20 protein-coding genes are annotated in these 22,877 nt (G+C 71.5%); 9 read left to right on the forward strand and 11 right to left on the reverse strand.

Features of this window, described 5'->3' with window-relative positions:
• Positions 1 to 17: 17 nt before the first annotated feature.
• The gene (locus ACWCPF_RS16235; protein ID WP_451045661.1) at positions 18 to 1,679 is read right to left on the reverse strand and encodes a threonine/serine ThrE exporter family protein; all 1,662 of its coding nucleotides are present in this window, start codon (positions 1,677 to 1,679) and stop codon (positions 18 to 20) included.
• Positions 1,680 to 1,792: 113 nt separating this feature from the next.
• Positions 1,793 to 2,284, reverse strand: a complete 492-nt coding sequence (locus tag ACWCPF_RS16240; RefSeq protein ID WP_363172377.1) for an inorganic diphosphatase — start codon at positions 2,282 to 2,284, stop codon at positions 1,793 to 1,795.
• Positions 2,285 to 2,363: 79 nt separating this feature from the next.
• Between ACWCPF_RS16240 and dacB the strand changes: the two genes are divergently transcribed.
• From dacB to folE, 6 genes are all read left to right on the forward strand, one after another.
• The gene (dacB, locus tag ACWCPF_RS16245) at positions 2,364 to 4,025 is read left to right on the forward strand and encodes a D-alanyl-D-alanine carboxypeptidase/D-alanyl-D-alanine endopeptidase (protein ID WP_451045662.1); all 1,662 of its coding nucleotides are present in this window, start codon (positions 2,364 to 2,366) and stop codon (positions 4,023 to 4,025) included.
• A gap of 107 nt (positions 4,026 to 4,132) precedes the next feature.
• A complete protein-coding gene (locus ACWCPF_RS16250; RefSeq protein ID WP_451045663.1) occupies positions 4,133 to 5,266 on the forward strand; it encodes a zinc-dependent metalloprotease in 1,134 nt (377 codons plus the stop codon).
• 193 nt (positions 5,267 to 5,459) lie between these two features.
• Positions 5,460 to 6,482, forward strand: coding sequence for a tRNA lysidine(34) synthetase TilS (gene tilS, locus ACWCPF_RS16255; protein ID WP_451045664.1), 1,023 nt, complete (start codon positions 5,460 to 5,462; stop codon positions 6,480 to 6,482).
• Positions 6,483 to 6,554: 72 nt separating this feature from the next.
• Positions 6,555 to 7,115, forward strand: a complete 561-nt coding sequence (gene hpt / locus ACWCPF_RS16260) for a hypoxanthine phosphoribosyltransferase (RefSeq protein ID WP_451045724.1) — start codon at positions 6,555 to 6,557, stop codon at positions 7,113 to 7,115.
• 186 nt (positions 7,116 to 7,301) lie between these two features.
• On the forward strand, positions 7,302 to 9,341 hold the full coding sequence (gene ftsH / locus ACWCPF_RS16265; RefSeq protein WP_451045665.1) for an ATP-dependent zinc metalloprotease FtsH: 2,040 nt from the start codon (positions 7,302 to 7,304) through the stop codon (positions 9,339 to 9,341).
• 152 nt (positions 9,342 to 9,493) lie between these two features.
• Positions 9,494 to 10,099: a GTP cyclohydrolase I FolE gene (folE, locus tag ACWCPF_RS16270; RefSeq protein WP_451045666.1), complete on the forward strand. Its 606-nt coding sequence runs from the start codon at positions 9,494 to 9,496 to the stop codon at positions 10,097 to 10,099.
• A gap of 31 nt (positions 10,100 to 10,130) precedes the next feature.
• On the opposite strand, the gene ACWCPF_RS16275 is transcribed toward folE, so the two are convergent.
• From ACWCPF_RS16275 to ACWCPF_RS16300, 6 genes are all read right to left on the reverse strand, one after another.
• Positions 10,131 to 10,619 (reverse strand): DUF3180 domain-containing protein, encoded by a 489-nt coding sequence (locus ACWCPF_RS16275; RefSeq protein WP_451045667.1) that lies wholly within the window; start codon positions 10,617 to 10,619, stop codon positions 10,131 to 10,133.
• A gap of 97 nt (positions 10,620 to 10,716) precedes the next feature.
• The gene (gene folK, locus ACWCPF_RS16280) at positions 10,717 to 11,328 is read right to left on the reverse strand and encodes a 2-amino-4-hydroxy-6-hydroxymethyldihydropteridine diphosphokinase (protein ID WP_451045668.1); all 612 of its coding nucleotides are present in this window, start codon (positions 11,326 to 11,328) and stop codon (positions 10,717 to 10,719) included.
• Positions 11,325 to 11,684 carry a dihydroneopterin aldolase gene (gene folB, locus ACWCPF_RS16285; RefSeq protein WP_451045669.1) on the reverse strand — a complete coding sequence of 120 codons (360 nt, stop codon included), beginning with the start codon at positions 11,682 to 11,684 and terminating at the stop codon, positions 11,325 to 11,327. The genes folK and folB overlap by 4 nt, the downstream gene beginning before the upstream one ends.
• A 237-nt stretch (positions 11,685 to 11,921) precedes the next feature.
• Positions 11,922 to 12,434: a nuclear transport factor 2 family protein gene (locus ACWCPF_RS16290; RefSeq protein WP_451045670.1), complete on the reverse strand. Its 513-nt coding sequence runs from the start codon at positions 12,432 to 12,434 to the stop codon at positions 11,922 to 11,924.
• Positions 12,431 to 13,357, reverse strand: coding sequence for a dihydropteroate synthase (gene folP, locus ACWCPF_RS16295; RefSeq protein WP_451045671.1), 927 nt, complete (start codon positions 13,355 to 13,357; stop codon positions 12,431 to 12,433). The genes ACWCPF_RS16290 and folP overlap by 4 nt, the downstream gene beginning before the upstream one ends.
• 333 nt (positions 13,358 to 13,690) lie before the next feature.
• Positions 13,691 to 15,502, reverse strand: coding sequence for a phosphatidylglycerol lysyltransferase domain-containing protein (locus tag ACWCPF_RS16300; RefSeq protein ID WP_451045725.1), 1,812 nt, complete (start codon positions 15,500 to 15,502; stop codon positions 13,691 to 13,693).
• Positions 15,503 to 15,737: 235 nt separating this feature from the next.
• On the opposite strand from ACWCPF_RS16300, the gene ACWCPF_RS16305 reads away from it, so the two are divergent.
• Together ACWCPF_RS16305 and ACWCPF_RS16310 are read left to right on the forward strand one after the other, a co-directional pair.
• Entirely contained in the window at positions 15,738 to 16,862 is a 1,125-nt protein-coding gene (locus tag ACWCPF_RS16305; RefSeq protein ID WP_451045672.1) for an alpha/beta hydrolase, read from the forward strand.
• Positions 16,863 to 17,025: 163 nt separating this feature from the next.
• Positions 17,026 to 18,480 carry a hypothetical protein gene (locus ACWCPF_RS16310; RefSeq protein WP_451045673.1) on the forward strand — a complete coding sequence of 485 codons (1,455 nt, stop codon included), beginning with the start codon at positions 17,026 to 17,028 and terminating at the stop codon, positions 18,478 to 18,480.
• Positions 18,481 to 18,484: 4 nt separating this feature from the next.
• Here the strand turns inward: ACWCPF_RS16310 and ACWCPF_RS16315 are convergent, their stop codons facing one another.
• Together ACWCPF_RS16315 and ACWCPF_RS16320 are read right to left on the reverse strand one after the other, a co-directional pair.
• Positions 18,485 to 19,777 carry a PH domain-containing protein gene (locus ACWCPF_RS16315; protein WP_451045726.1) on the reverse strand — a complete coding sequence of 431 codons (1,293 nt, stop codon included), beginning with the start codon at positions 19,775 to 19,777 and terminating at the stop codon, positions 18,485 to 18,487.
• 158 nt (positions 19,778 to 19,935) lie between these two features.
• Positions 19,936 to 20,439, reverse strand: a complete 504-nt coding sequence (locus ACWCPF_RS16320; protein ID WP_451045674.1) for a PH domain-containing protein — start codon at positions 20,437 to 20,439, stop codon at positions 19,936 to 19,938.
• Between the two features lie 32 nt (positions 20,440 to 20,471).
• Here ACWCPF_RS16320 and ACWCPF_RS16325 point away from each other — a divergent pair, with 32 nt between their 5' ends.
• The gene (locus tag ACWCPF_RS16325; protein WP_363172373.1) at positions 20,472 to 21,623 is read left to right on the forward strand and encodes an NADH-quinone oxidoreductase subunit D; all 1,152 of its coding nucleotides are present in this window, start codon (positions 20,472 to 20,474) and stop codon (positions 21,621 to 21,623) included.
• A gap of 3 nt (positions 21,624 to 21,626) precedes the next feature.
• Here the strand turns inward: ACWCPF_RS16325 and ACWCPF_RS16330 are convergent, their stop codons facing one another.
• Entirely contained in the window at positions 21,627 to 22,781 is a 1,155-nt protein-coding gene (locus tag ACWCPF_RS16330) for an SAM-dependent methyltransferase (RefSeq protein ID WP_451045727.1), read from the reverse strand.
• Positions 22,782 to 22,877: the final 96 nt, after the last annotated feature.

A 22,877-nucleotide genomic window follows, 5' to 3' on the forward strand; every position in this document is an offset into this window, starting at 1 on the left:
CCAAGGGCGCGGGGCCGTCAGAACCCCCGCGTCCGCTTCGCGGCCCGCCGCTTCTCGGGGGAGCCGACCCGCAGGAACAACCGCGACACCTCGGATCCCAGGTTCACCCCGATGGCGATGGCCATGGCCAACGCAGCGGCCTTGGTGAGCGACACCAGCCCCTCGTCCACCTCGTTCTGCGCGATCGCCAGCAGCCCGAAATACGTGGCCGACCCCGGCAGCAGGGGCCCGATCGCGGCGGTGGTGTACGGCAGGGCGGAAGCGAACCGGTAGCGCGAGAGCAGCTGCCCGAACAGCCCCACGACGCCCGCCGCGACGGCCGTGGAGGCGACCGGCGAGATCTCGCCGGCGTAGTGCATCGCGCCGTACACCGACCAGGCGACTCCGCCGTTCAAGGTGACGGCCAGCACGGTGGATCGTTCCTGCTGGAGCAGCACCGCGAAGGTCAACGACAGCAGCATCGAGGCGCCGATCTGCCACAACGGCCGCTTGGTGATGCCCAGGGCCGCGTCGGGGTTGAGATGCGCCCCGAGCTGCACGCCGACGTAGAGCATCACCAGCACCCCGACGACGATGCCGACGAAGAAGTACATGACCTCCAGCAGCCGCGCGGCAGCGGTGATGTAGAAGCCGGTCAGGCCGTCCTGGACGCCCGCCACCAGCGCCCGTCCGGGCAGCAGCGCGAACAGCCCGCCGGTGATGACCGCGGACGCCTTCACATCGACGTCCGCGACGGTCAGCGCGACGCCTATGGCGGCCGGCGGCATGGCGGCGACCAGGAACTGGTAGAACTCCGGCAGCCCGCGCCCCGCGCACAGCCAGGCCAGCCGGTCGCCGAGCATCGCGCCGAGCGCCGCCGCCACGAACACCACCAGGTCACCGCCGACCAGCACCGAGGCCGCGCCCGCGAGCAGCCCGCTCGCCGAGGTCAGCACCCAGGTCGGGTACGGGTGCCGGTTGCGGCGCATCGCTGCGAGCCGCCCGTAGGCCTCTTCGAGGGAGAGATGGGTCTCCGGGTCGCTCAGGTCGTCGACGAGCTGGAAGACGGCCGCCAGGCGCGTGTAGTCGGTGCCCCGCCGGCGCACCGTCCGCGAGGCCGTGACCGGGTCCTCCACCAGGGACGGCTGGTACGAGATCGACAGCAGCGTGAAGGTGACGGTCGGCTCGCAGCGGTCCAGCCCGTAGGAGCGGCAGACCGCGAACATCGCGGCCTCCACGTCCTCGGCGCCTTCCCCGCCCGCGAGGAGCAACTCGCCGATGCGCAGCGTGAGGTCGAGCACGCGCGGGACGGCCGGAGCGCCCTCCTCCGCCTTCGGCCCCGGCTCGGGCGCGGGCCGCTCGGTCACCGGCATCCGCAGCATCGTGCGCATCCGGTCCTGCCAGGGCACGTCCTTGGTCAGACTCACCATCGGCACGCCGTCGGGCGGTGTGAACGCGGCCGGGGCGTCCCGCACGCTGTACGTGCGAGGCAGGCTGAACGCCGATCCCTCGGTCTCTCCGGCGGCCTGCGGGCCCACGTCCAGCCCCTGTGGAACGGCGAACTCGGACGTGGTCTCCGACTCGCCGCCGGTCTTCGGGACGGCCAGTCCGGCCGGGATCGCGAACTCGGACGTGATCTCAGGGTCGAAGGCACTCCTCGCCTCGTCCGACTGCGGCTTGCGCGCCTCCGCCTCCGACACCTCGCAACGCTCCCTGAACGACACCTTCCGTAGGCCTCAGTATGCGCACAGACACGCGAAAGGGCCGCACGCGTACGCGTGCGGCCCTTTACACACCTCTACAGAGCCAAGCCTCAGTGGCCGCCCTCGTCCTTGAAGCGCTTGTAGGACCGCTCGATCTCGGCCTCGGCGTCGGTACGACCGACCCAGTCGGCGCCCTCGACGGACTTGCCGGGCTCCAGGTCCTTGTAGACCTCGAAGAAGTGCTGGATCTCCAGGCGGTCGAACTCCGACACGTGGTGGATGTCGCGCAGGTGCTCCACGCGCGGGTCGGTCGCCGGGACGCACAGCAGCTTGTCGTCGCCGCCGGCCTCGTCCGTCATCCGGAACATGCCGATCGCGCGGCAGCGGATCAGACAGCCGGGGAACGTCGGCTCGTCCAGGATGACCAGCGCGTCCAGCGGGTCGCCGTCCTCGCCGAGAGTGTTCTCGACGAAGCCGTAGTCGGTCGGGTAGGCGGTCGAGGTGAAGAGTCGACGGTCCAGGCGGATCCGACCGGTCTCGTGGTCCACCTCGTACTTGTTCCGCGAACCCTTCGGGATCTCGATCGTGACGTCGAACTCCACCGGTGGCTCCTCCATGATCAACACATAGTTCTGGTGGTTAAGTGTCCCTCACGCAGGTGTGTGATCGCGAAAGGGGCTGGTGTTCGTGCCAGAGCTGAGGCTTTGGCGGGCCGCGAGACCGCACGTGGTGCGGGTCACGGACGCCGTACGACCGCGTCTGGCACGGGCCGCAGGCATCGTACGGCCCCCTCTCGCGCGCGTGACGGCGACCGCGAAACCGCAGCTCGCACGGATCGCCCGGGCGGCGAAACCGCAGCTCGCGCGGATCACGACGGCCGGTCCGGACATCAGGTCCTGGCGGTACACCGCGGGTGCGGCGACCGCCGGGCTGGCGCTGGCCGCCGGTGCGGCGGTCGCCGCCGGCCCCTGGGACGCCACCGGTCAGCGTACGGCCGAGCGGGAGCGGGCCGTCGCACTGGAGCGGACGGGTGGCACAGATCACGGACGCTCGGACGATTCGTCCGGGACGTCCGACACGGCGGCCGGAGCGCCCCGGCCCGCCCCCAGCGCCGCCCCCGTCCTGGCGGGCCTCGGCGGCACCGCCAACGCCGTGAAGTCGGCCCCCGACGCCCTTCCGACCGGGCCGGGCCTCGCGGGCGTCCTGGACCCCCTCCTGAGCGATGCGGCCCTGGGTGCCCGGCACACCGCCGCGGTCGTCGACGTGGCCACCGGAAAGCGCCTGTACGGCGTGGGGGGCGGCGACGCGCTGACTCCGGCGTCCACCACGAAGATCGCCACCGCGGTCGCCGCCCTCTCCGCCATGGGCGCCGAGCACCGTCTCACCACCCGCGCGGTGCTGGAACCCGACACCAAGGAGCTCGTCCTCGTCGGCGGCGGCGACCCCACCCTCACGGCCCGCAAGGACGCCGAGGGCTGGGCAAGCCTGCACACCCTCGCGGACGCCACCGCGGCCGCCCTGAAGAAGCGCGGCATCACCAAGGTGACGCTCTCGTACGACACGACCCTGTACGCCGGAACCGAAGTTCACCCCATCGGGGTCAACCCCAACCTCGCCCGCGTCACCGCGCTGTCCGCCGACGAGGGCCGCACCGACGACTCCACCAGCGGCCCGACGACCCGCGTGAGCGACCCGGCGGCCGACGCCACGGTCAAGTTCGCGAAGTTCCTGAAGGCCGCCGGCATCACGACCACGGCCCCCGGCCCCTCGAAGGCGACCACGCGCGCGCAGCGACTCGCCACGGTCTCCTCGCCCCCGCTGTCCACCCTGGTCGAACGGATGCTGACCAACAGCGACAACGACATCGCCGAGGCCCTCGCCCGCCAGACCGCCCTCGCGACCGGCGTCCGCGCCGACTTCTCCGGGGCCGGCAAGGCCGTCCAGGCGCAGCTGAAGAAGCTCGGACTGCCCACGACCGGAGCCCGGTTCAAGGACGGCAGCGGCCTCGACCGCACGAACCGGCTGACGGCGAACCTGCTGACCGCCCTGCTGGTCAAGGCGAGCGACCCCGCCCGCCCCGACCTGCGCCCCGTCCTCACCGGCCTCCCCGTCGCAGGCTTCACCGGCACCCTCACCAGCCGCTACGCCGACGGCGCGGCCGGCGTCGTCCGCGCCAAGACCGGCACCCTGACCGGGGTGAACGCCCTCGCCGGCACGGTCGTCGACCAGGACGGCCGGCTCCTCGCCTTCGCCCTTCTGGCCGCCGACACGACCGACCCGGCGGCGGCCCAGGCGGCGCTGGACCGGGCGGCCACGGCGCTCGCGGCGTGCGGCTGCCGCTGAGGGCCGGGCCCACCACCCCTGAGCCATCCCCACCGCCGACCCTGACATCTCCCTGACCGGCCGCCTGCGACCTGCCCGCAACGGCGGCGCTCACGTACGGTTGACGCATGACGAGCATCGGTGGCGCTGCTTCTTCGGGGATGGTCGACTGGAATCTCGCGGTGGCGACCGCGACCCGGCTCGTACGGCCGGGACCCGAGGTCAGCCGTGACGAGGCGCGTGCCGTCGTCGCGGAACTGCGCCGACACGCCAAAGCCTCGGAGGGACACGTCCGGGGCTTCACTCGTATGGGCAGCGACGACACCCACGACACCCCGATCCTCGTCGTCGACCGCCCGGGCTGGGTGCGGGCGAACGTGGCGGGCTTCCGGGAGATCCTCAAACCCCTTCTGGACAAGATGCAGGAACGCCGCGGGAGCACCCCCGGCGGCGCGGTCCTCGGCGCCGTCGGCGGCAAGGTCACCGGCGTCGAACTCGGCATGCTGCTCTCGTTCCTGTCCTCCCGGGTCCTCGGCCAGTACGAGACCTTCGCCCCCGCCACCCGCGAACTCCCGGCCGGCGCCAACGGCGGCGGCCGGCTGCTGCTCGTCGCGCCGAACATCGTCCACGTGGAACGCGAACTCGACGTGGAGCCCCACGACTTCCGCCTGTGGGTGTGTCTCCACGAGGAGACGCACCGCACCCAGTTCTCCGCCGTGCCCTGGCTGCGCGACCACCTGGAGGGCGAAATCCAGTCGTTCTTGGGCGAGACCGACGTCGACCCCATGACGTTCCTGGAGCGGATCCGGGAAGCCGCCCAGTCCCTCGCCGGCGGCCGCCCCGAGGGCGAGGAGGACGACGGCGGGCGCTCCCTGGTCGAACTCGTGCAGACGCCCGCACAGCGCGAGATCCTCGCCCGCCTCACCGCCGTGATGTCCCTCCTGGAGGGCCACGCCGACTTCGTCATGGACGGAGTCGGACCGGAAGTCGTCGCGAGCGTCGCCGAGATCCGCGAGAAATTCCAGCAGCGCCGGGCCAAGGGAGCCTCCCGACTGGACCTCGCGCTGCGCAAGTTGCTGGGCCTGGACGCCAAACTCAAGCAGTACCGGGACGGCGAACGCTTCGTACGGGCCGTCGTCGACCAGGTCGGCATGGACGGCTTCAACCGGGTATGGACCTCCCCGAACACACTTCCGACCAAGACCGAGATCGCCAAACCGGCGGACTGGGTCGCGAGGGTGCACCGCAAGGCCGAGTCGTGAACGCCCGACAAGGGTGGTGAACCGAATCCGGCCGTCGGCAGGCGAACGCCCCCGCAATCACCCGTCCGAGGGACCGTGAGGCTCGTGCAGGCGTGCAATGCTCAGGGAACGGCCCGGTTCTGTCACCATCTACACACTCTGAGTGACCGAACCTCGGGCTCACCCCCGAAAACTTCATGAAGGGAACCGGACAATGGGTCCCCATCCTGCGGTCGCGGCGATACGCCTGGCGGTCCGCCGCGTACTTCACGACATCCTCAACGACCACCACACCCCCGAAGCGAGCCCGCACGAGCGCCCCCCGGCACCGCTCGTGCTCGTGGCGTGCTCCGGCGGCGCCGACTCCATGGCGCTCGCCTCCGCCCTCGCGTTCGAGGCCCCCCGGCTCGGCATCCGGGCCGGCGGCGTCACCGTCGACCACGGCCTGCAGAGCGGTTCCGACCTGCGCGCCGCGGAAGTCGTCCTGCGCCTGCGCGAACTCGGCCTCGACCCCGTCGAGTCCGCCCCCGTGACCGTCGGCCGCGAAGGCGGACCCGAGGCCGCCGCCCGTGACGCGCGCTACGCCGCCCTCGACGCCGCGGCCGACCGCCACGGCGCCGCCGCCGTCCTGCTCGGCCACACCCGGGACGACCAGGCCGAAACAGTCCTGCTCGGCCTCGCCCGCGGCTCCGGCATCCGCTCCCTGTCGGGCATGGCCGCGGTCTCGGGGGCCGACGGCCGCTACCGCCGCCCCTTCCTGCAGCTCGACCGGCAGACCGCCCGCAAGGCCTGCATGGTCCAGTCCCTGCCCGTCTGGGACGATCCGCACAACGCGGACCCGGCCTACACCCGCTCCCGGCTGCGCCATGAGGGTCTGCCCGCCCTGGAGAAAGCCCTCGGCAAGGGCGTCGTCGAAGCCCTCGCCCGCACGGCCCAGCTCTCCCGCGACGACGCCGACGCCCTCGACGCCTGGGCCGGCCAGGCCGAGTCCTCCGTACGGGACGCCGCAGGCCTCCTGGAGTGCGCCAAGCTCTACGCCCTGCCGCCCGCTGTACGCCGTCGGATCCTGCGCCGCGCCGCCATCGAGGCGGGCGCTCCGGCCGGTTCCCTCTTCGCCCGGCACATCGAGGAGGTCGACCGGCTGATCACCGGCTGGCGCGGCCAGGGGGTCATCAATCTCCCGGGCAAAGTCGTCGCTCAGCGCCAGGGTGGCAGACTGGTGATTCGGCAAGGCTGAATCCGGGCCCTCCGGCAGGACCGTTAGCGTGGCTCCGGGCGGTTCCGGTGGCCGGTGGGACAACCGAAAGTGATGCGGGTGGACGCGAAAGACATGGGCACCGACCTCAAAGAGGTGCTCATCACCAAGGAAGAGATCGACGCGAAGCTGGTAGAGCTTGCCGCGAAGATCGACGCGGAGTACGCGGGCAAGGACCTGCTCATCGTCGGCGTCCTCAAGGGCGCCGTGATGGTCATGGCCGATCTCGCACGAGCGCTGTCCACCCCCGTCACCATGGACTGGATGGCCGTGTCCTCCTACGGCGCGGGCACCCAGTCCTCCGGCGTGGTGCGGATCCTCAAGGACCTCGACACCGACATCAAGGGCAAGCACGTCCTCATCGTCGAGGACATCATCGACTCCGGCCTGACCCTGTCCTGGCTGCTCTCCAACCTCGGCTCGCGCGAGCCCGCCTCCCTCAAGGTGTGCACGCTGCTGCGCAAGCCCGACGCGGCGAAGGTCGCCATCGACGTCGAGTGGGTCGGCTTCGACATCCCCAACGAGTTCGTCGTCGGCTACGGCCTCGACTACGCCGAGAAGTACCGCAACCTCCCGTTCGTCGGTACGCTCGCGCCTCACGTCTACGGCGGCTGAACCCGAAGGGCTCAAGCTCCGTACGAAGATCGGGAACCCCGACGGGCCTCGCGCCGTTGGAGCATGCAGACGGGTGCCCCAGCCGTCCCGTGCGGCTTCGCCCGACAAAGCTGGGGTACCGTCAGAAGAACTGTCTTTATCAAACTCACTATGGCAGGAGGGACGGGGCGACACCGCTCCGTATGGATGGACGTGAAGCGATACTTCCGTGGGCCGGTCATGTGGATCGTGCTGGCCGTCCTTGCCGTGGTCGTGTTGATGCAGGTCGTCGGCTCGTCCGGCGGCTACAAGACGGTGGACACCGGCCAGGTCATTGCAGCGATCAACGACAACAAGGTCGAGTCGGCCAAACTCACCACCGGTGACGAGCAGACCATCAAGGCGACGCTCAAGGACGGCACAAAGATCGAGGGCAGCTCGAAGATCCAGGCGAGCTACATCGGCGATCAGGGCGTGACCATTGCCAACACGCTGCAGACCAAGTACCAGGACAAGCAGATTCCGGACGGGTACACGGTCTCGCCGACGAAGCAGAACGCCTTCGTCGGGATCCTGCTGTCCCTGCTCCCCTTCGTCCTCATCGTGGTCGTCTTCCTGTTCCTGATGAACCAGATGCAGGGCGGCGGCTCCCGAGTCATGCAGTTCGGGAAGTCCAAGGCCAAGCTCATCACCAAGGACACGCCGAAGACGACGTTCGCCGACGTCGCCGGTTCGGACGAGGCCGTCGAGGAACTCCACGAGATCAAGGAGTTCCTGCAGGAGCCGGCGAAGTTCCAGGCCGTCGGCGCCAAGATCCCCAAGGGTGTGCTCCTGTACGGGCCGCCCGGCACCGGCAAGACCCTGCTCGCACGCGCCGTCGCCGGCGAGGCGGGCGTCCCCTTCTACTCGATCTCCGGGTCCGACTTCGTCGAGATGTTCGTCGGCGTCGGCGCCTCGCGAGTCCGTGACCTGTTCGAGCAGGCCAAGGCGAACGCCCCGGCGATCGTCTTCGTCGACGAGATCGACGCGGTCGGCCGCCACCGCGGCGCCGGCCTCGGCGGCGGTCACGACGAGCGCGAGCAGACGCTGAACCAGCTGCTCGTCGAGATGGACGGCTTCGACGTGAAGGGCGGCGTGATCCTCATCGCCGCCACGAACCGCCCCGACATCCTCGACCCCGCGCTGCTGCGCCCCGGCCGCTTCGACCGCCAGATCGCGGTCGACCGCCCGGACATGCAGGGCCGTCTGGAGATCCTCAAGGTCCACCAGAAGGGCAAGCCGGTCGCGCCCGACGTCGACCTGTCCGCCGTCGCCCGCCGCACCCCCGGCTTCACGGGTGCCGATCTCTCCAACGTGCTGAACGAGGCCGCTCTGCTGACGGCCCGCTCGGACCTGAAGCTGATCGACAACCACATGCTGGACGAGGCGATCGACCGTGTGGTCGCGGGCCCGCAGAAGCGGACCCGGATCATGTCGGACAAGGAGAAGAAGATCACCGCGTACCACGAGGGCGGTCACGCCCTGGTCGCGGCGGCGTCTCCGAACTCCGACCCGGTCCACAAGATCACCATCCTGTCCCGCGGCCGTGCGCTCGGTTACACGATGGTGCTCCCGGACGAGGACAAGTACTCGACCACCCGCAACGAGATGCTCGACCAGCTGGCCTACATGCTGGGCGGTCGTGCGGCGGAGGAACTGGTCTTCCACGACCCGACCACCGGCGCGGCGAACGACATCGAGAAGGCCACGGCGACCGCGCGGGCGATGGTCACCCAGTACGGCATGACCGAGCGGCTGGGCGCGATCAAGTTCGGCGGCGACAACACCGAGCCGTTCCTCGGCCGTGAGATGGCTCACCAGCGCGACTACTCGGAAGAGGTCGCCGCGCTGGTGGACGAGGAAGTCAAGAAGCTCATCGAGAACGCGCACAACGAGGCCTGGGAGATCCTGGTCGAGAACCGCGACGTCCTCGACAACCTGGTGCTTCAGCTGCTCGAGAAGGAGACGCTGAACAAGGAGCAGATCGCCGAGGTCTTCTCCGCGATCGTCAAGCGCCCGGCCCGGCCCGCCTGGACCGGCTCCTCGCGCCGCACCCCCTCCACCCGTCCGCCGGTGCTCTCCCCCAAGGAGCTCGCACTGACGAACGGCGCCAACGGCGCGACGCCGGCGATCTCGACCGCGAAGTCCACCGCGGTGGAGCCCAGCCCGGTGGCCGAGCCCAGCCCGGAGGACCGTCCCGAGAGCTGACCCGGCTCCGGTAGGCCCCACCGGCCCGGAATGGAAGCCGCGCCCCCCAAGGTTCTAGCCTGGGGGGCGCGGCATTTCCGTATGTCTGGTTTTAATGCCGCAGATGAGGCGCGTGACCCATACGCGCGACCCGCACAGGAACGAGGCATCAGATGACCGACCCCGTGACGCTGGCCGGCGAGGGCTCTATCGGCGAGTTCGACGAGAAGCGCGCCGAGAACGCCGTACGCGAGTTGCTGATCGCGGTCGGGGAGGACCCGGACCGCGAGGGCCTGCGGGAGACTCCGGCGCGGGTGGCGCGGGCGTATCGGGAACTCCTGGCGGGGCTGACGCAGAAGCCCGAGGACGTCCTGACGACGACGTTCGATCTCGGCCATGACGAGATGGTCCTGGTGAAGGACATCGAGATCGTCAGTCTGTGCGAGCATCACATGCTGCCGTTCCACGGTGTGGCTCATGTCGGCTACATCCCGGCGGACAACGGCAAGATCACGGGGCTGTCGAAGCTCGCGCGGCTGGTCGAAGTGTTCGCCCGTCGTCTGCAGGTGCAGGAACGTCTCACCACGCAGATCGCGGACTCCCTGATGCAGATCCTCGAGGCCCGGGGCGTGATCGTCGTCATCGAGGCCGAGCACATGTGCATGTCGGTGCGGGGGATCCGCAAGCCCGGCGCCAAGACCACGACGTCGGCCGTGCGCGGCCAGCTCCGGGACGCCACGACCCGGGCCGAGGCGATGAGCCTGATACTCGCCCGCTGACCTGCGTGGCGGCGCTCGGCAGGGGCGGTCGTCAGGCCGCCGAGGCCGCGCCGTTCTCGTGGTTGTTGTCGTCCTCCGGGAGCTTGCACACGCGTTCCAGGAAGATCGCCGCCGCTATCACCGCGATGCCCGCCAGGACCGAGAAGCCGGCGTAGATGGCCTGGTCGCGGCGGGCGGGGATGTCGAGGGACTCCAGCAGGAAGACGCCCGTGCCTCCGTACATGCCGGAGACGAGGGCGGCCACCAGGGCGCTGGCCTGGCCGAAGACGACCGCGCGGGCGGCCATCAGGGGGTCGACGCCCTTGGCCTCGGGGCGGCGCTCGCGCTGGGCCTTGAGACGGGCCCGCAAGGAGAGCGCCGTCGCCAGCAGGACCACGGCGATCAGCGCGAGGACGATGGGGGCGGCCAGCGGGACGCTGGGGAGGGTCCCGACCGAGTTCCACAGGCGGGCCCCCGCCCAGGACAGGATCGCGGCCACGACGAACACGCCGGCCAGCACCCTGATGCGCAGCTCTCTCACGGTGTCCCTTCAACTCCCCCGAGCCCGCGGGCACGAACCTCACGCGGGCAGTGGTCTTCTCGGCTGGTCTTCCCGGCCTTCTTCCTGACCTTAACGACTAGTCGGGCAGGTGGAGTTCCAGGTCCTGGCGGGCCGCGACGCCTTCCTGGGGAAGGGTGTCGAGGAGGGCGGCGACCGGGCCCCGGCCGGGCAGTTGGGCCTCGGGCTCCACGTCGCGCCAGGGCGCCAGGACGAAGGCGCGCTCGTGCGCGCGGGGGTGAGGGAGCGTGAGGTGCGGGTCGTCGTCGACGACGTCCGCGTAGGCGACGATGTCGACGTCCAGCGTGCGCGCGCCCCAGCGCTCCTCCCGTACCCGGTGGAAGGCCTCCTCGACGGCGTGGGCGCGCTCCAGGAGGGAGGACGGCGGCAGGGTCGTCTTCAACAGGACCACCGCGTTGAAGTACGACGGCTGGCTGCCGGGCTCGACGCCCCACGGCTCGGTCTCGTACACCGGGGAGACGGCCTTGATGCGGACGCCGGGGGTGTCCTCCAGGGCGTCGATGGCGCCCTGGAGGGTCTCCAGACGGTTGCCGAGGTTGGAGCCGAGGGCGATCACGGCCCGCTGGGGGTTGTGCAGGGTGGTGTCGGCGGCGTCGACCTTCTCGACGACGGAGGCGGGTACCGGCTGTACGGTCGGGTCGCTCTGACCCTCGGTGAAGAATGCGGTCATACTCGGCTCCGGGTGATGGTGACGGTCACGTCGTCGAAGGGGACGGTGATCGGTGCGTCCGGCTTGTGGACGCAGACCTCGACCTCCTGTACCCCCTCGTGCTTCAGACAGGCCTGGGCGATGCGCTCGGCGAGCGTCTCGATGAGGTCGACGGGCTCGCCCTGGACGACGGCGACGACCTCCTCCGCCACGATGCCGTAGTGCACGGTCTTCGCCAGGTCGTCGTCGGCCGCGGCCGGTCGGGTGTCCAGGCCCAGGACGACGTCCACGATGAAGGTCTGGCCCTCTTCGCGTTCCTTGGGGAACACGCCGTGGTACCCACGGGCCTTGAGGCCGCGCAGCGCGACACGATCCACGCGAATCACTCCTGCAATCGTCGGTTTTCGGCCGGTGCGTACCGGGTGCGGACGGCACCCCGGCCTGGAACGAATCTACCTGCGAGCACTGACAGCCCCCGGCCCCGACCGCGGTGGCCCGGGCCGGAGCCGGGAATTTTCACCAGGTGTTTCCCTTGGGGAACCCGGCGGCCCACGGGTCGGTAGCCGCCCCTACCCACGGGTTCGTGATTCCAACCACTTCTTGCTCCTGCGGGCTCAGGACGCGGGGTCCTCGTCCTCGGCGTCCTCGGGCTCATCGGTTTCGGTCAGCACCGGGGAGGCGTGGTGCGACCACAGCTTCCAGCCCTCCGAGGTGCGCCGGAACACGTTCGTGGCGACCACCAGCTGGCCGACGAGCGGGCCGAGCTCCTCGCCGTCCTCCGGCGCCGGGCCGCCGCTGAGGATGTTCTCGGTGCAGGTCACCAGCGCGGTGTCGCCGGTGACGGAGACATGCACGTCGGTGAGGAAGAACTGGATGTAGTCGGTGTTCGCCATGATCAGCGCGTACGACCTGAGGACCTCGCCCCGGCCGGTGAGCACCGGCCAGCCGGGGTGCACGCAGGAGATCACGCCGACGTCCGCCGGATCGTGGTACGTCTCGTCCACGCCCAGGTCGGCCGGGGTGAGCCAGTGGGAGGACACCCCTTCGAAGTCGCCCCGCTCCAGTGCCTCGTAGAAGGACGTGTTGGCGGCCTCTACCTGCTCGACGTCGGTATGGGGGGCGCTCACCGGGCTCCTTCCGCGCGGGGGGTCTCGGTCGCGATCCGCGTGTCGCCCGGTCCGGCGGCCCCTTCGCGCGCCCACTCGACCGCGCGGGCGACCCGTACCGCGTCCGCCGTCGCGCGGACCTCGTGCACGCGGACCGCCCAGGCGCCCGCCTGCGCCGCGAGGGCGGAGACGGCGGCCGTGGCGGCGTCGCGCTCGCGTGCGGGCGGCGGTGCGCCCTTGGGGTCGGCCAGAACCCGGCCGAGAAAGCGCTTGCGGGAGGCGGCGACGAGCAAGGGGTGCCCGAGGGAGTGCAGCCGGTCGAGGTGGGCCAGCAGATGGAGGTCGTGGTCGGCCTCCTTGCTGAAGCCGAGGCCCGGGTCGACGACGATGCGGTCGGGGGAGATGCCGCCGGCCAGGACGGCGTCCACGCGCGCGTGCAGTTCGTCCACGACCTCGGCGACCACATCGGCGTAGACGCCCTTGACGTTGCCGCCTTCGAGGAAGCCGCGCCAGTGCATGACGACGAAGGGGGCGCCCGAGTCCGCGACGGCCGGGATCATCGCCGGGTCGGCGAGGCCGCCGCTGACGTCGTTGACGAGGGCGGCGCCGGCCGCGAGGGACTGGGCGGCGACAGAGGCGCGCATCGTGTCGACGGAGACCACCACGCCCTCGGAGGCCAGGCCGCGGACGACGGGGATGACCCGGCGCAGCTCCTCGGCCTCGTCGACGCGGGTGGCGCCGGGGCGGGTGGACTCCCCGCCGACGTCGACCAGGTCCGCGCCCTCGGCGACGAGCTGAAGGCCGTGTTTGACGGCGGCCGTCGTGTCGAACCAGCGGCCGCCGTCGGAGAAGGAGTCGGGGGTCACGTTGACGACCCCCATGACCGCGCAGCGGTCCCATTCCGGAAGGCCGACCACACGCCCGCGTCCGCTCTGCTTGCTCATACGTTCAGCGTAGGCCCCGCGCGGGGCCGAGCCGTGGTGCGGCCCGGGCGGAAGCCCCAGGGCTGGGGGGCTGGGCTTCCGCCCGGACCGGTCTCTGCGGGCCGGGCCCGATTCCTGTCGGACCGGGACGGCTGCGGCTGGGCGCTCCGCTGGAGGTGCCGCGATGTGCTGCGATGCGCCGCAAGGTGCTGCGATGTGTCGCGCTGTGCCGTTGTTCCGGTGCGCCGCCGTCATGGCTGGTTGCGCCCGCGCGGCGGAGGCGGAGCCGCGGATATCAGTGCCCCGCGCCCCTTCGGGGCGCTGCCGCACCGCAGCCGGCTTCGCCCGACCCGCTCAGGCCGCCCGTACGCCGTGTTCCACCACCGCGTGCGCACACACGCGTGCCGGCCTGGAGCGACGGCGCAGGAAACGGGGCATGGGCACGGCGAGGTTGACGAAGCCCTCGGCCTGCATGGCGGCGAAGCCGATACGGGGGAGGTCGCCGGAGGCCCGGTAGACGACGAAGCGGGGCTCCCAGCGGGGCTGGAACTTGGCGTTGAACTTGTACAGCGACTCGATCTGGAACCAGCGCGAGAGGAACACGAGCAGTCCGCGCCAGGCGCGCAGCACCGGGCCGGCGCCGATCTTCTCGCCGCGGGCCAGCGCCGAGCGGAACATGGCGAAGTTCAGCGACACGCGCGCGATGCCGAACTTCGGGGCCGCCTGGAGGGCGGCGACGATCAGCAGTTCGTTCATGCCCGGGTCGGCCGAGCGGTCCCGGCGCATCAGGTCCAGGGAGGCGCCGTCCGGGCCCCAGGGCACGAAGTGCAGGATCGCCTTCAGATCGCCGTACTCGCCGGGCTCGGGGTCGGCCTTGTGGGCGGTGGCGATGAGGCAGTCGCCGTCGGCGGCGTCGCCGACCCGGCCCAGGGCCATCGAGAAGCCGCGCTCGGTGTCGGTGCCGCGCCAGTCCTCCGCGGCCCGCCGGATGCGCTCCAGTTCGGCGTCGCCGAGGTCACGGACGCGCCGCACCCGGGTCTCGTAACCGGCGCGTTCGATGCGCTTGACCATCTGGCGCACATTGCGCATCGCGCGGCCGGCGAGGGAGAAATCCGCCACGTCCACCACCGCCTCGTCGCCCAGTTCGAGGGCGTCCAGGCCGGTCTCCCGGGTCCAGACCTCGCCGCCCGTCTCCGAGCAGCCCATGACGGCGGGCGTCCAGGAGTGGGCCTTGGCCTCGTCCATGAAGCGCTCGATGGCGCCGGGCCAGGCCTCGACGTCGCCGATGGGGTCGCCGCTGGCGAGCATCACGCCGGAGACGACGCGGTAGGTCACCGCCGCCTTGCCGCTGGGGGAGAAGACGACGGCCTTGTCGCGGCGCAGCGCGAAGTGGCCGAGGGAGTCGCGGCGGCCGTGCTTGTCCAGCAGGGCGCGCAGACGCGTCTCGTCCTCCTCGGTGAGACGGGCGGCCGGGTGCTCGGGGCGGAAGGCGAGGTAGATCGTGGTGACCGCGGTGATCCAGCCCAGCGCGCCCAGGGAGAAGGCGACGGTCCACGACGTGTTGCCCGCGTAGTCGACCGGGCCCTCGAAGCCGAAGAGGCCGTACAGGACGTGCGTAATGCGATCGGCCAGGCTCGGGTCGCCGATCACGCGGTTCGGGTGGACGCTGACGATGACCAGTCCGAGACCGAGGGAACCGGCGCCCATGAGGACGAAGTTGGCGACCGCGCGCCAGCGGCTGCGCGGGTCGGGCAGCGCGGCGAACTGGTCGCGGTGCACCAGCAGCGGCACCAGGATCGCCACCGAGATGAGCGCGCCCACGACCGAGTGCCGGTACACGAACTGCGCCATCGCGCCCGCCGGGAGCAGCACCACGGCGGCCCGCCACGCGCGCCGCTTGCCGCGCCGGAGGCCGTGCGCCAGCAGCAGCAACAGGACGCCGGCGCTGAGCGACAGCGCGGCCGCGAACGGCCCGAACGCACCGGGCAGCACCTCGGCGACGGTGTGCATACGGCTGTGCCGGAACCGGGGGAAGACGCCCGCCGCGACATCGAGCAGGCCCACGACGGCACAGGCCCTGGCGACCAGGGCGGGAACGGACTCAGGGCGCGGACCTCGTACTAACCGCCGCACCCGGCTTGATCCGCGCGGAACCCCGCCCGACATTTCCGCATCTTCCGTGACAGACATCGCATCCCGTAGTTCCGCGAGAGACTTTGGATCCGGTGCCGATTCGGGCATCCGGCGACATTGCGCCCTCTAGGACGGTGTCTTGGGGAGTGAGGTTCACTCAGGTCCTCAAAGCCACTGAAAAGGCGAAGGAAAGTCCGGGACAAGCCCTCGCGCAGGAGCCGGGGGAGCGCGCGTGGTCCCGGACGGAGAGCAGGCAGGAAACCAACGCATGGGTCTCACGAGCAACAAAGTGCTGCTGCTGTCAGTGCTGTTCGCCTTACTGCTGTTCGTCGGCACGGTGTGGCTGTGGCCGCGGCTGGCCAAGCGCGGCTGGCGGGCCGTCAGCGGGCGGATCGGGCTGCTGCTCGCCACCCAGTTGGCGCTTTTCGCGTCCATAGGCCTCTCCGCCAATCAGGCGTTCGGCTTCTACGCCAGCTGGGCGGACCTGTTCGGTCAGGAGACGGACCAGGGCGTGGTCGTCGACCATGCGGCGGGCGGCGCCCCGGCGGGGCTGCTCCAGGTGGTCGACACGCGGCGCGTGGACGGCAGTGGCGGGCAGCCGCGGATCGGCGGTCAGATCCAGAAGATCGCCGTCCAGGGGCGCACGACGCGCATCGCCACGCCCGCGTACGTGTATCTGCCGCCCGAGTACTTCGCCCCGGAGTACCGCACGCGCACGTTCCCGGCGGCCGTAGTCCTCACGGGCTACCCCGGTACGGCAGAGGCGTTGGTGGACAAGCTGCACTACCCGCGCACCGCGCGGCAGCTCGCCGAGGACGGCCGCATGCAGCCGATGATCCTGGTGATGATGCGGCCGACCGTGGCGCCGCCGCGGGACACGGAGTGCGTGGACATCCCGGGCGGCCCGCAGACCGAGTCGTTCTTCGCCAAGGATCTGCCGGACGCCGTGACGGCCCATTACCGGGTGGGCAAGAAGCCCGGCAGCTGGGGCATCATCGGGGACTCCACGGGCGGTTACTGCGCGCTGAAGCTCGCGATGCACCACCCGGAGGTCTATGCGGCGGGCGCGGGTCTGTCGGCTTACTACAAGGCACCGATCGACCCCACGACGGGGGACCTCTTCCACGGGAACAAGGAGCTGCGCAACGAGGCGGATCTCCTCTGGTATCTGAAGAACCGTTCGGCCCCCAAGACCTCGCTGCTCGTCACCAGCAGCAAGCAGGGCGAATCCAACTACAAGGCCACGCTGAAGTTCATCGGGCTGGCGAAGGAGACGGGCCGGACGAGGATCTCGTCGATCATCCTGGAAAGCGGCGGGCACAACTTCAACACCTGGCGGCGGGAGATCCCGCCGACGCTGGAGTGGATCAGCGGGCGGCTGAGCGGCCGGTGAGCGCCGCGGTCCTCCCGGCCGGCGCCCCTGCCCGGAAATGATCTTGCCTCTTGTCGAATTCGGCGACCGCTCGCTTTCCTGATGCCCTGTGAAGGCTTCGGTATGACTGTGTTTTTGCGGGGCGGGGCGCCAACAATCGCCTACGCGCGGTAAGTTTCTGGCCATGCCACGTGGACGTCACCGCCATTCCCCGCCTTTGCACAGGCTGCTGCCTCCCACGGCGATCGCAGGAGTTTCCCTTGTCTGCGCCCTCGGCCCCTGGGTGTTCACGGAGCAGACACTGCTCCGAGTTCTGGCCGCGGCCGCCGCGGCGACGGCTGTCGTCGGCGCGGTCGTGATGCGCCACTGGGACATTCAGGCAGGCAAACAGGTCGCCGACCTCACGCGCGCGCGTGCCGGTGACGAGTGGCGCTTCGAGGAACGCGTCGCCGAGCTGGAGAGCGACCTCGACGAATCGCGTGAGCTGCGGGTCAAGCTGGAGCAGCGGCTGAGGGCCAAGCGCGCCGAGCTGGCGGGCCTGCGCAACGAGCACGCCGCGCTGCTGCGCCGCTACGCCACCGCCGAGACCGAGCGGGCCACCGCCCTGGAGGGCCGTCGTCTCCTCGAGATAGAGGCGGCGCCCTCACCGGCGCTCCCGGCCGCCCGCACGGCGGAGGACGAAGCCCAGGCGCCGGACGAGACCCAGGTGTCGGACGACGCTGAGGAGACGGCCGAGTCGACCGACTCGACCGAGTCCGTCGACGAGTCCGACGGGTCCGCCGCCGAGGCCGTCGAGTCCGACGATTCCGCTGACGAGGAGCCGAAGGCTCCGGCGGCCTTCTCCCCCGAGGGGTCCAAGCTGTTCCTGCGGGCGCAGGCGGCCCTCGCGCGGTTCGACGTGGACGGCGTCAAGGCGGCGAAGAGCGACGACCCCGCCGACGCCGACGCGGAGGCCGCGCAGGAGGACGAGGTACGGGGGAAGCCCGAGGCGGCTGACGAGCACGCGCGCGTGGCCGCCCCCCACCAGGCCGCCGAGGACGACGAGACCCCGGAGGACACGGACCCGGCGAACGAGGCCCCCGCTCCGGAGGCCGAAGACGTGGAAGCGGGCAGCGAGGAAGCGGACGACGTGGAAGCGGACGTTCCGGAGGAGGTCCCGGCCGCCGCGAAGACGGACGGCGTCGACGCCGACGCCGAGACCGTGCGGCCCGAGCCGCCCCTGGACCGCGGCCCCGGTGGCGCCCCGGTGCCGGCACCCGCATCCGTCCCCGCCCAGGCCGCGGCGATCGTCCGCCGTCCCGCCGGTCCCGTGCAGCGCCCCTCCGGCCACTTCGCCGTGCCGACCGCCGTCGCCTACGTGCCGGCCGCGCAGCCCGTGCGGCGGCCGACGACAGAGGGCGGGTTCGACTTCTTCGGAACGAAGGCCGCGTCGACCTCCGAGGCCCTGGACGCGGTGCAGAACGAGGACCTCGCCGACGTCGTCGGCCAGGAGGCCCTCGCGCTGCACAAGGCCGAGTCCGAGGCGGAGTTCAAGCCGCTGGACGAGGCTTCGCGCGGGGTGGGCCAGGTCATCGACCTGACCGCCCACGACGAGACCGAGCACATCGACCTCCAAGGGCTGCGCAGCGCCGCTTCCTGACGCGCTACGCCATCCACCGGTCGGGCCGGGCGTCCAGGCGCCCGGTCCTCGACCGCTCCGCCTGGCCCCGGAGCAGCTCCGCGGCCTCCTGTGCGTCCCGCAGCCGGGCTGTGACGGTCTTTCCGGCCCCCGTGTCCACATGGACGTCCGCGAGGCGCCAGAGGCGCTGCCAGGGCCCCTGCGTCAGCCGTACGCTCTGCACCTTCGCGTGCGGCACGAGCGACAGCCTCCGCCGCAGCAGTCCGTGCCGGGAGGCGAACACGGCGTCTGTGACGGCGATTCCGTAGCCCCGCCACCACACCGGCACACACCGACCGGCCCCACGCGGCGGACGCGACAGCGAGGACTCGGCCGGGACGGTCACTCCCGGCAGCACGCGCGCGACGACGCCTTCCGCGGCCTCGCGCGGCGCGACCGGCACGAGAACCGAGTTCGCCGAGCCGGCGACGTCCAGCTCGACGCGCACCCAGCCGAGCCGGCGCCACAGCAGCGGCTGGACGATCCGCACGGTCTGCACCCGGCCGGGCGGCACCGTCTCGTGCGTACGGTCCAGCAGCCCGTGGTCGATCCGCAGCCCGTCCGGCGACTCGCCCACCGTCCAGTCGTACTCGGCGACGAACCGGCCCACGCTGCTCGCGCCCGCCGCGCCGAGCAGCGGCACCCCGGTCGCGAGGACCGTCCACACGCTGTGGGTGGCCAGCCACAGCACGGGCGGCACGACGAGCGCGGCGGCGAGCGCGCCCCAGGTCGCACCGGTCAGCACCAACGCGAGCGCGAGCTTGCCCGCCGGCACCCGCAACAGCTCGCGCGCGGGTGCTTCGCCGACTTCGTGCGCCGTCTCCGGAGCGAAACCGGCCGCCCGCGCGAGCAGCTCCGCCCGCAGTGAGCGGGCCTCTTCCTCGCCCAGGAAGGCGAGTTCGTCCTTCTTCTCGGCGCCGACCACGTCTAGCCGCAGCTTGGCGACGCCCGCGATCCGGGCCAGCAGCGGCTGACTGACGTCGATCGCCTGGATGCGTTCCAGGCGGATGTGAGCGGTGCGCCGGAACAGCAGCCCGGTCCGGATACGCAGCTCGCTGTCCGTCACGGCGAAGTGGGTGAACCACCAGGTCAGGAAGCCGTAGAGGGAGGCCGCGGGGACGACGACGGCGAGCGCGATCAGCAGGGTGGTCGTGGTCAGCCGGGTCAGCTGCTCCTGCGCCTGGTTCGGATCGTGGACGGCCCACCCGACGACGACCGCGATGGGCGCCCAGGCCCGCCGGAACGGCGTTATGGGGTGCAGCCGACGCTCGGCGACCAGCCGCTGCGAACGGGCGGCGGACGCCTCGGGCTCGTCCTCCCGGACGTCCTCCTCCCGGACGTCCTCCCGTGCGTCTTCGGGTGCGTCTTCGGGTGCCTGTTGAAGTGCGTCAGGCACGTCCGGTACGCCGTCTACGCCGTCCTCGACGCCCGGCGTGGTCACAGCCCCGCCGATCGGGCCTCGCCGAGTTTGGTGAGCCGGTCGCGCAGCCGTTCCGCCTCGGCCGGGTCGAGGCCCGGGATGGTCGCGTCGGTCGCGGCGGCCGCGGTGTGCAGCTGGACGCTCGCCAGCCCGAAGTGGCGCTCCACGGGACCGGAGGCGACCTCGACGAGCTGCATCCTCCCGTACGGCACGACGGTCTCCTCGCGCCACAGCACGCCCCGGCTGATCAGCAGGTCGTCGGCGCGCTCGGCGTACCGCCAGGAGTGCCAGTTGCGGCCGAGCAGCACCCAGCCCCAGCCGATGCCGGCCAGCGGCAGCAGCGCGAACGCGGCCCACGCGGGGCCGACCAGCAGACCGAGCAGCAGCCCGGCGCCGACGGCCGCCAGCCCCAGCCACACCACCAGCAGCAGTCGCCGCATCCGCAGCAGTCCTGGCGGCAGCCCCGTCCACACCGGTTCGGCCCCTGCCGTCTGCGCGCCCGCCGGGCTCCCCGTTTCCATACGGCCAGCGTACGTAGGAGAGACTGTTGCCCATGACTCCTATGACGGAGACCACGGTCGGGATCGGCGGTGCCGCGGAGAGCACCGACATGGTGCTCAACATCGGCCCCCAGCATCCCTCCACGCACGGCGTGCTGCGGCTGCGGCTCGTCCTGGACGGCGAGCGCATCCGGCACGCGGAGCCGGTGATCGGCTATATGCACCGCGGCGCGGAGAAGTTGTTCGAGGCGCGCGACTACCGCCAGATCGTCATGCTGGCCAACCGTCACGACTGGCTGTCGGCGTTCTCCAACGAGCTGGGCGTGGTCCTTGCGGTGGAGCGGATGCTCGGCATGGAGGTCCCCCCGCGCGCGGTGTGGACGCGCACGCTGCTCGCCGAGCTGAACCGGGTGCTCAACCACCTGATGTTCCTGGGGTCCTACCCCCTGGAGCTGGGCGGCATCACGCCGGTCTTCTACGCCTTCCGTGAGCGCGAGGTGCTCCAGAACGTCATGGAGGAGGTCTCCGGCGGGCGCATGCACTACATGTTCAACCGCGTCGGCGGCCTCAAGGAGGACCTGCCGGCCGGATGGTCCACGCGTGCGCGTGCCGCCGTCGCCGCCGTGCGCTCCCGCATGGACGTCTTCGACGACCTCGTGCTCGGCAACGAGATCTTCCGGGGCCGCACGCGGGACGTGGGCACCCTCGCGCCGGAGCACGTCCACGCGTACGGCGTGAGCGGGCCGATCGCGCGCGGCTCGGGCGTCGACTTCGACCTGCGCCGCGACGAGCCCTACCTCGCGTACGGGGAGCTCCAGGACACCCTGAAGGTCGTGACCCGGACCGAGGGCGACTGCCTCGCCCGCTTCGAGTGCCTCCTGGAGCAGACGCACAACGCGCTCGACCTCGCGGACGCCTGCCTGGACCGCCTCGCGGACCTGCCGCCCGGCCCGATCAACCAGCGGCTCCCGAAGGTCCTCAAGGCGCCCGAGGGGCACACGTACGCGTGGACCGAGAATCCTCTCGGGATCAACGGCTACTACCTCGTCAGCAAGGGGGAGAAGACGCCGTACCGGCTCAAGCTGCGCTCGGCGTCGTACAACAACATCCAGGCGCTCACCGAGCTGCTGCCGGGCACGCTCGTCGCGGACATGGTGGCGATCCTGGGCTCGATGTTCTTCGTGGTCGGGGACATCGACAAGTAGGCGTCACGGGACGGCGGCGTCGGCGAGCGGGTTCGCGATGCCCACCGGCTGGAGCAGCCAGCCGAAGTCGCCCAGTCCGCCCGGCGCGGTGAGCTCGGCGGCCTCCCCGGCGCTCGCGAGGGCGCGCACATAACCGGCGGGGTCGGTGGAGGCGAGCGAGAGCGGGGGGCGTGCGCCGGTGAGGCCGAGGGTGCGCAGGGCAGCGCGCTGCGTGAGCAGGCACGCGGGCAGGCCCGACCGGCCCGCCGCCGTCTCACCCGCCTCGGTTTCGCCCGTCGCCGACTTGCCCGCGGCCGTCATACCAACCGCCGTCTCACCCGCCTCCGCGCACGCGTCCAGCGCGACATGGGACGTGATGTCGCAGGTTCCGTCCGGCACCGGCGCCGTCTCGCGTCCCTCGCGGAAGCCGGTGAGCGTTCCGAACGGGGGGCGCGCGTCCGCCGAGTGCGCGTAGTCCACCGCGACCGCGAGCCCCCGTACGACGCACGCCACGATGGACGCCCACGCGGTGTCCCGGGGCAATCCGATCTCCGCCCGCAGCCCCTCCTCGTCCGCCAGCGGCCACCACCGCGCGAGCCACTGCGCCTGCGCGCCCGACACCGGCTCCCCGGGCCGCTCGGCCCCGTCGTCGCGGACGAGCAGCAGCCGAGCCACCCCCGCGGAGTCGACCTCCGCGACGTCGACGGGGACGTTGTCGAGCCACTCGTTGGCGAACAACAGCCCGGTGATCTCTCGCGGAGGCTCGGGCAGCCACTCGATCCGGTGGGCGAGGCCCTCGGGGCGGTCGGCGATCTCGACGGCGCACGCGCGTGTGCGTGCGGCCACGTCGGCGGGGAGCGCGACCAGGACTGCGGTGACCAGCTCGCCCCGGCCGGCGGCCATGTCGACGAAGTCGAGCGACGCGGGCCGGCCCAGAGCCTCGTCGACCCGGCACAGCAGCCGGGCCACGGCCGCGGCGAACAGCGGCGAGGCGTGCACGGACGTACGGAAGTGTGCGGCCGGGCCCCCGGCCCGCCGATAGAAGCCGCCTGTGCCGCGTGTGCCGCCTGTGCCGCGTGCACTGTCCGCGGTGCCGTCCCTGCCGTCCGTCCCGTCCGTTCCGTACAGTGCGGACTGGGTCGCCGCCCGCCAGCCGCGCCATTCGCCCGAGCCGGGCATCTCGTCCACCACTCGGCCAGATTAGGCGTACAGGTGATCACGGCATCCACCTTGCGGAGTACACGCGCCCGGACCGGATCGGTCCTCCGGTTGACC

Source organism: Streptomyces sp. NPDC001858 (assembly GCF_053594615.1).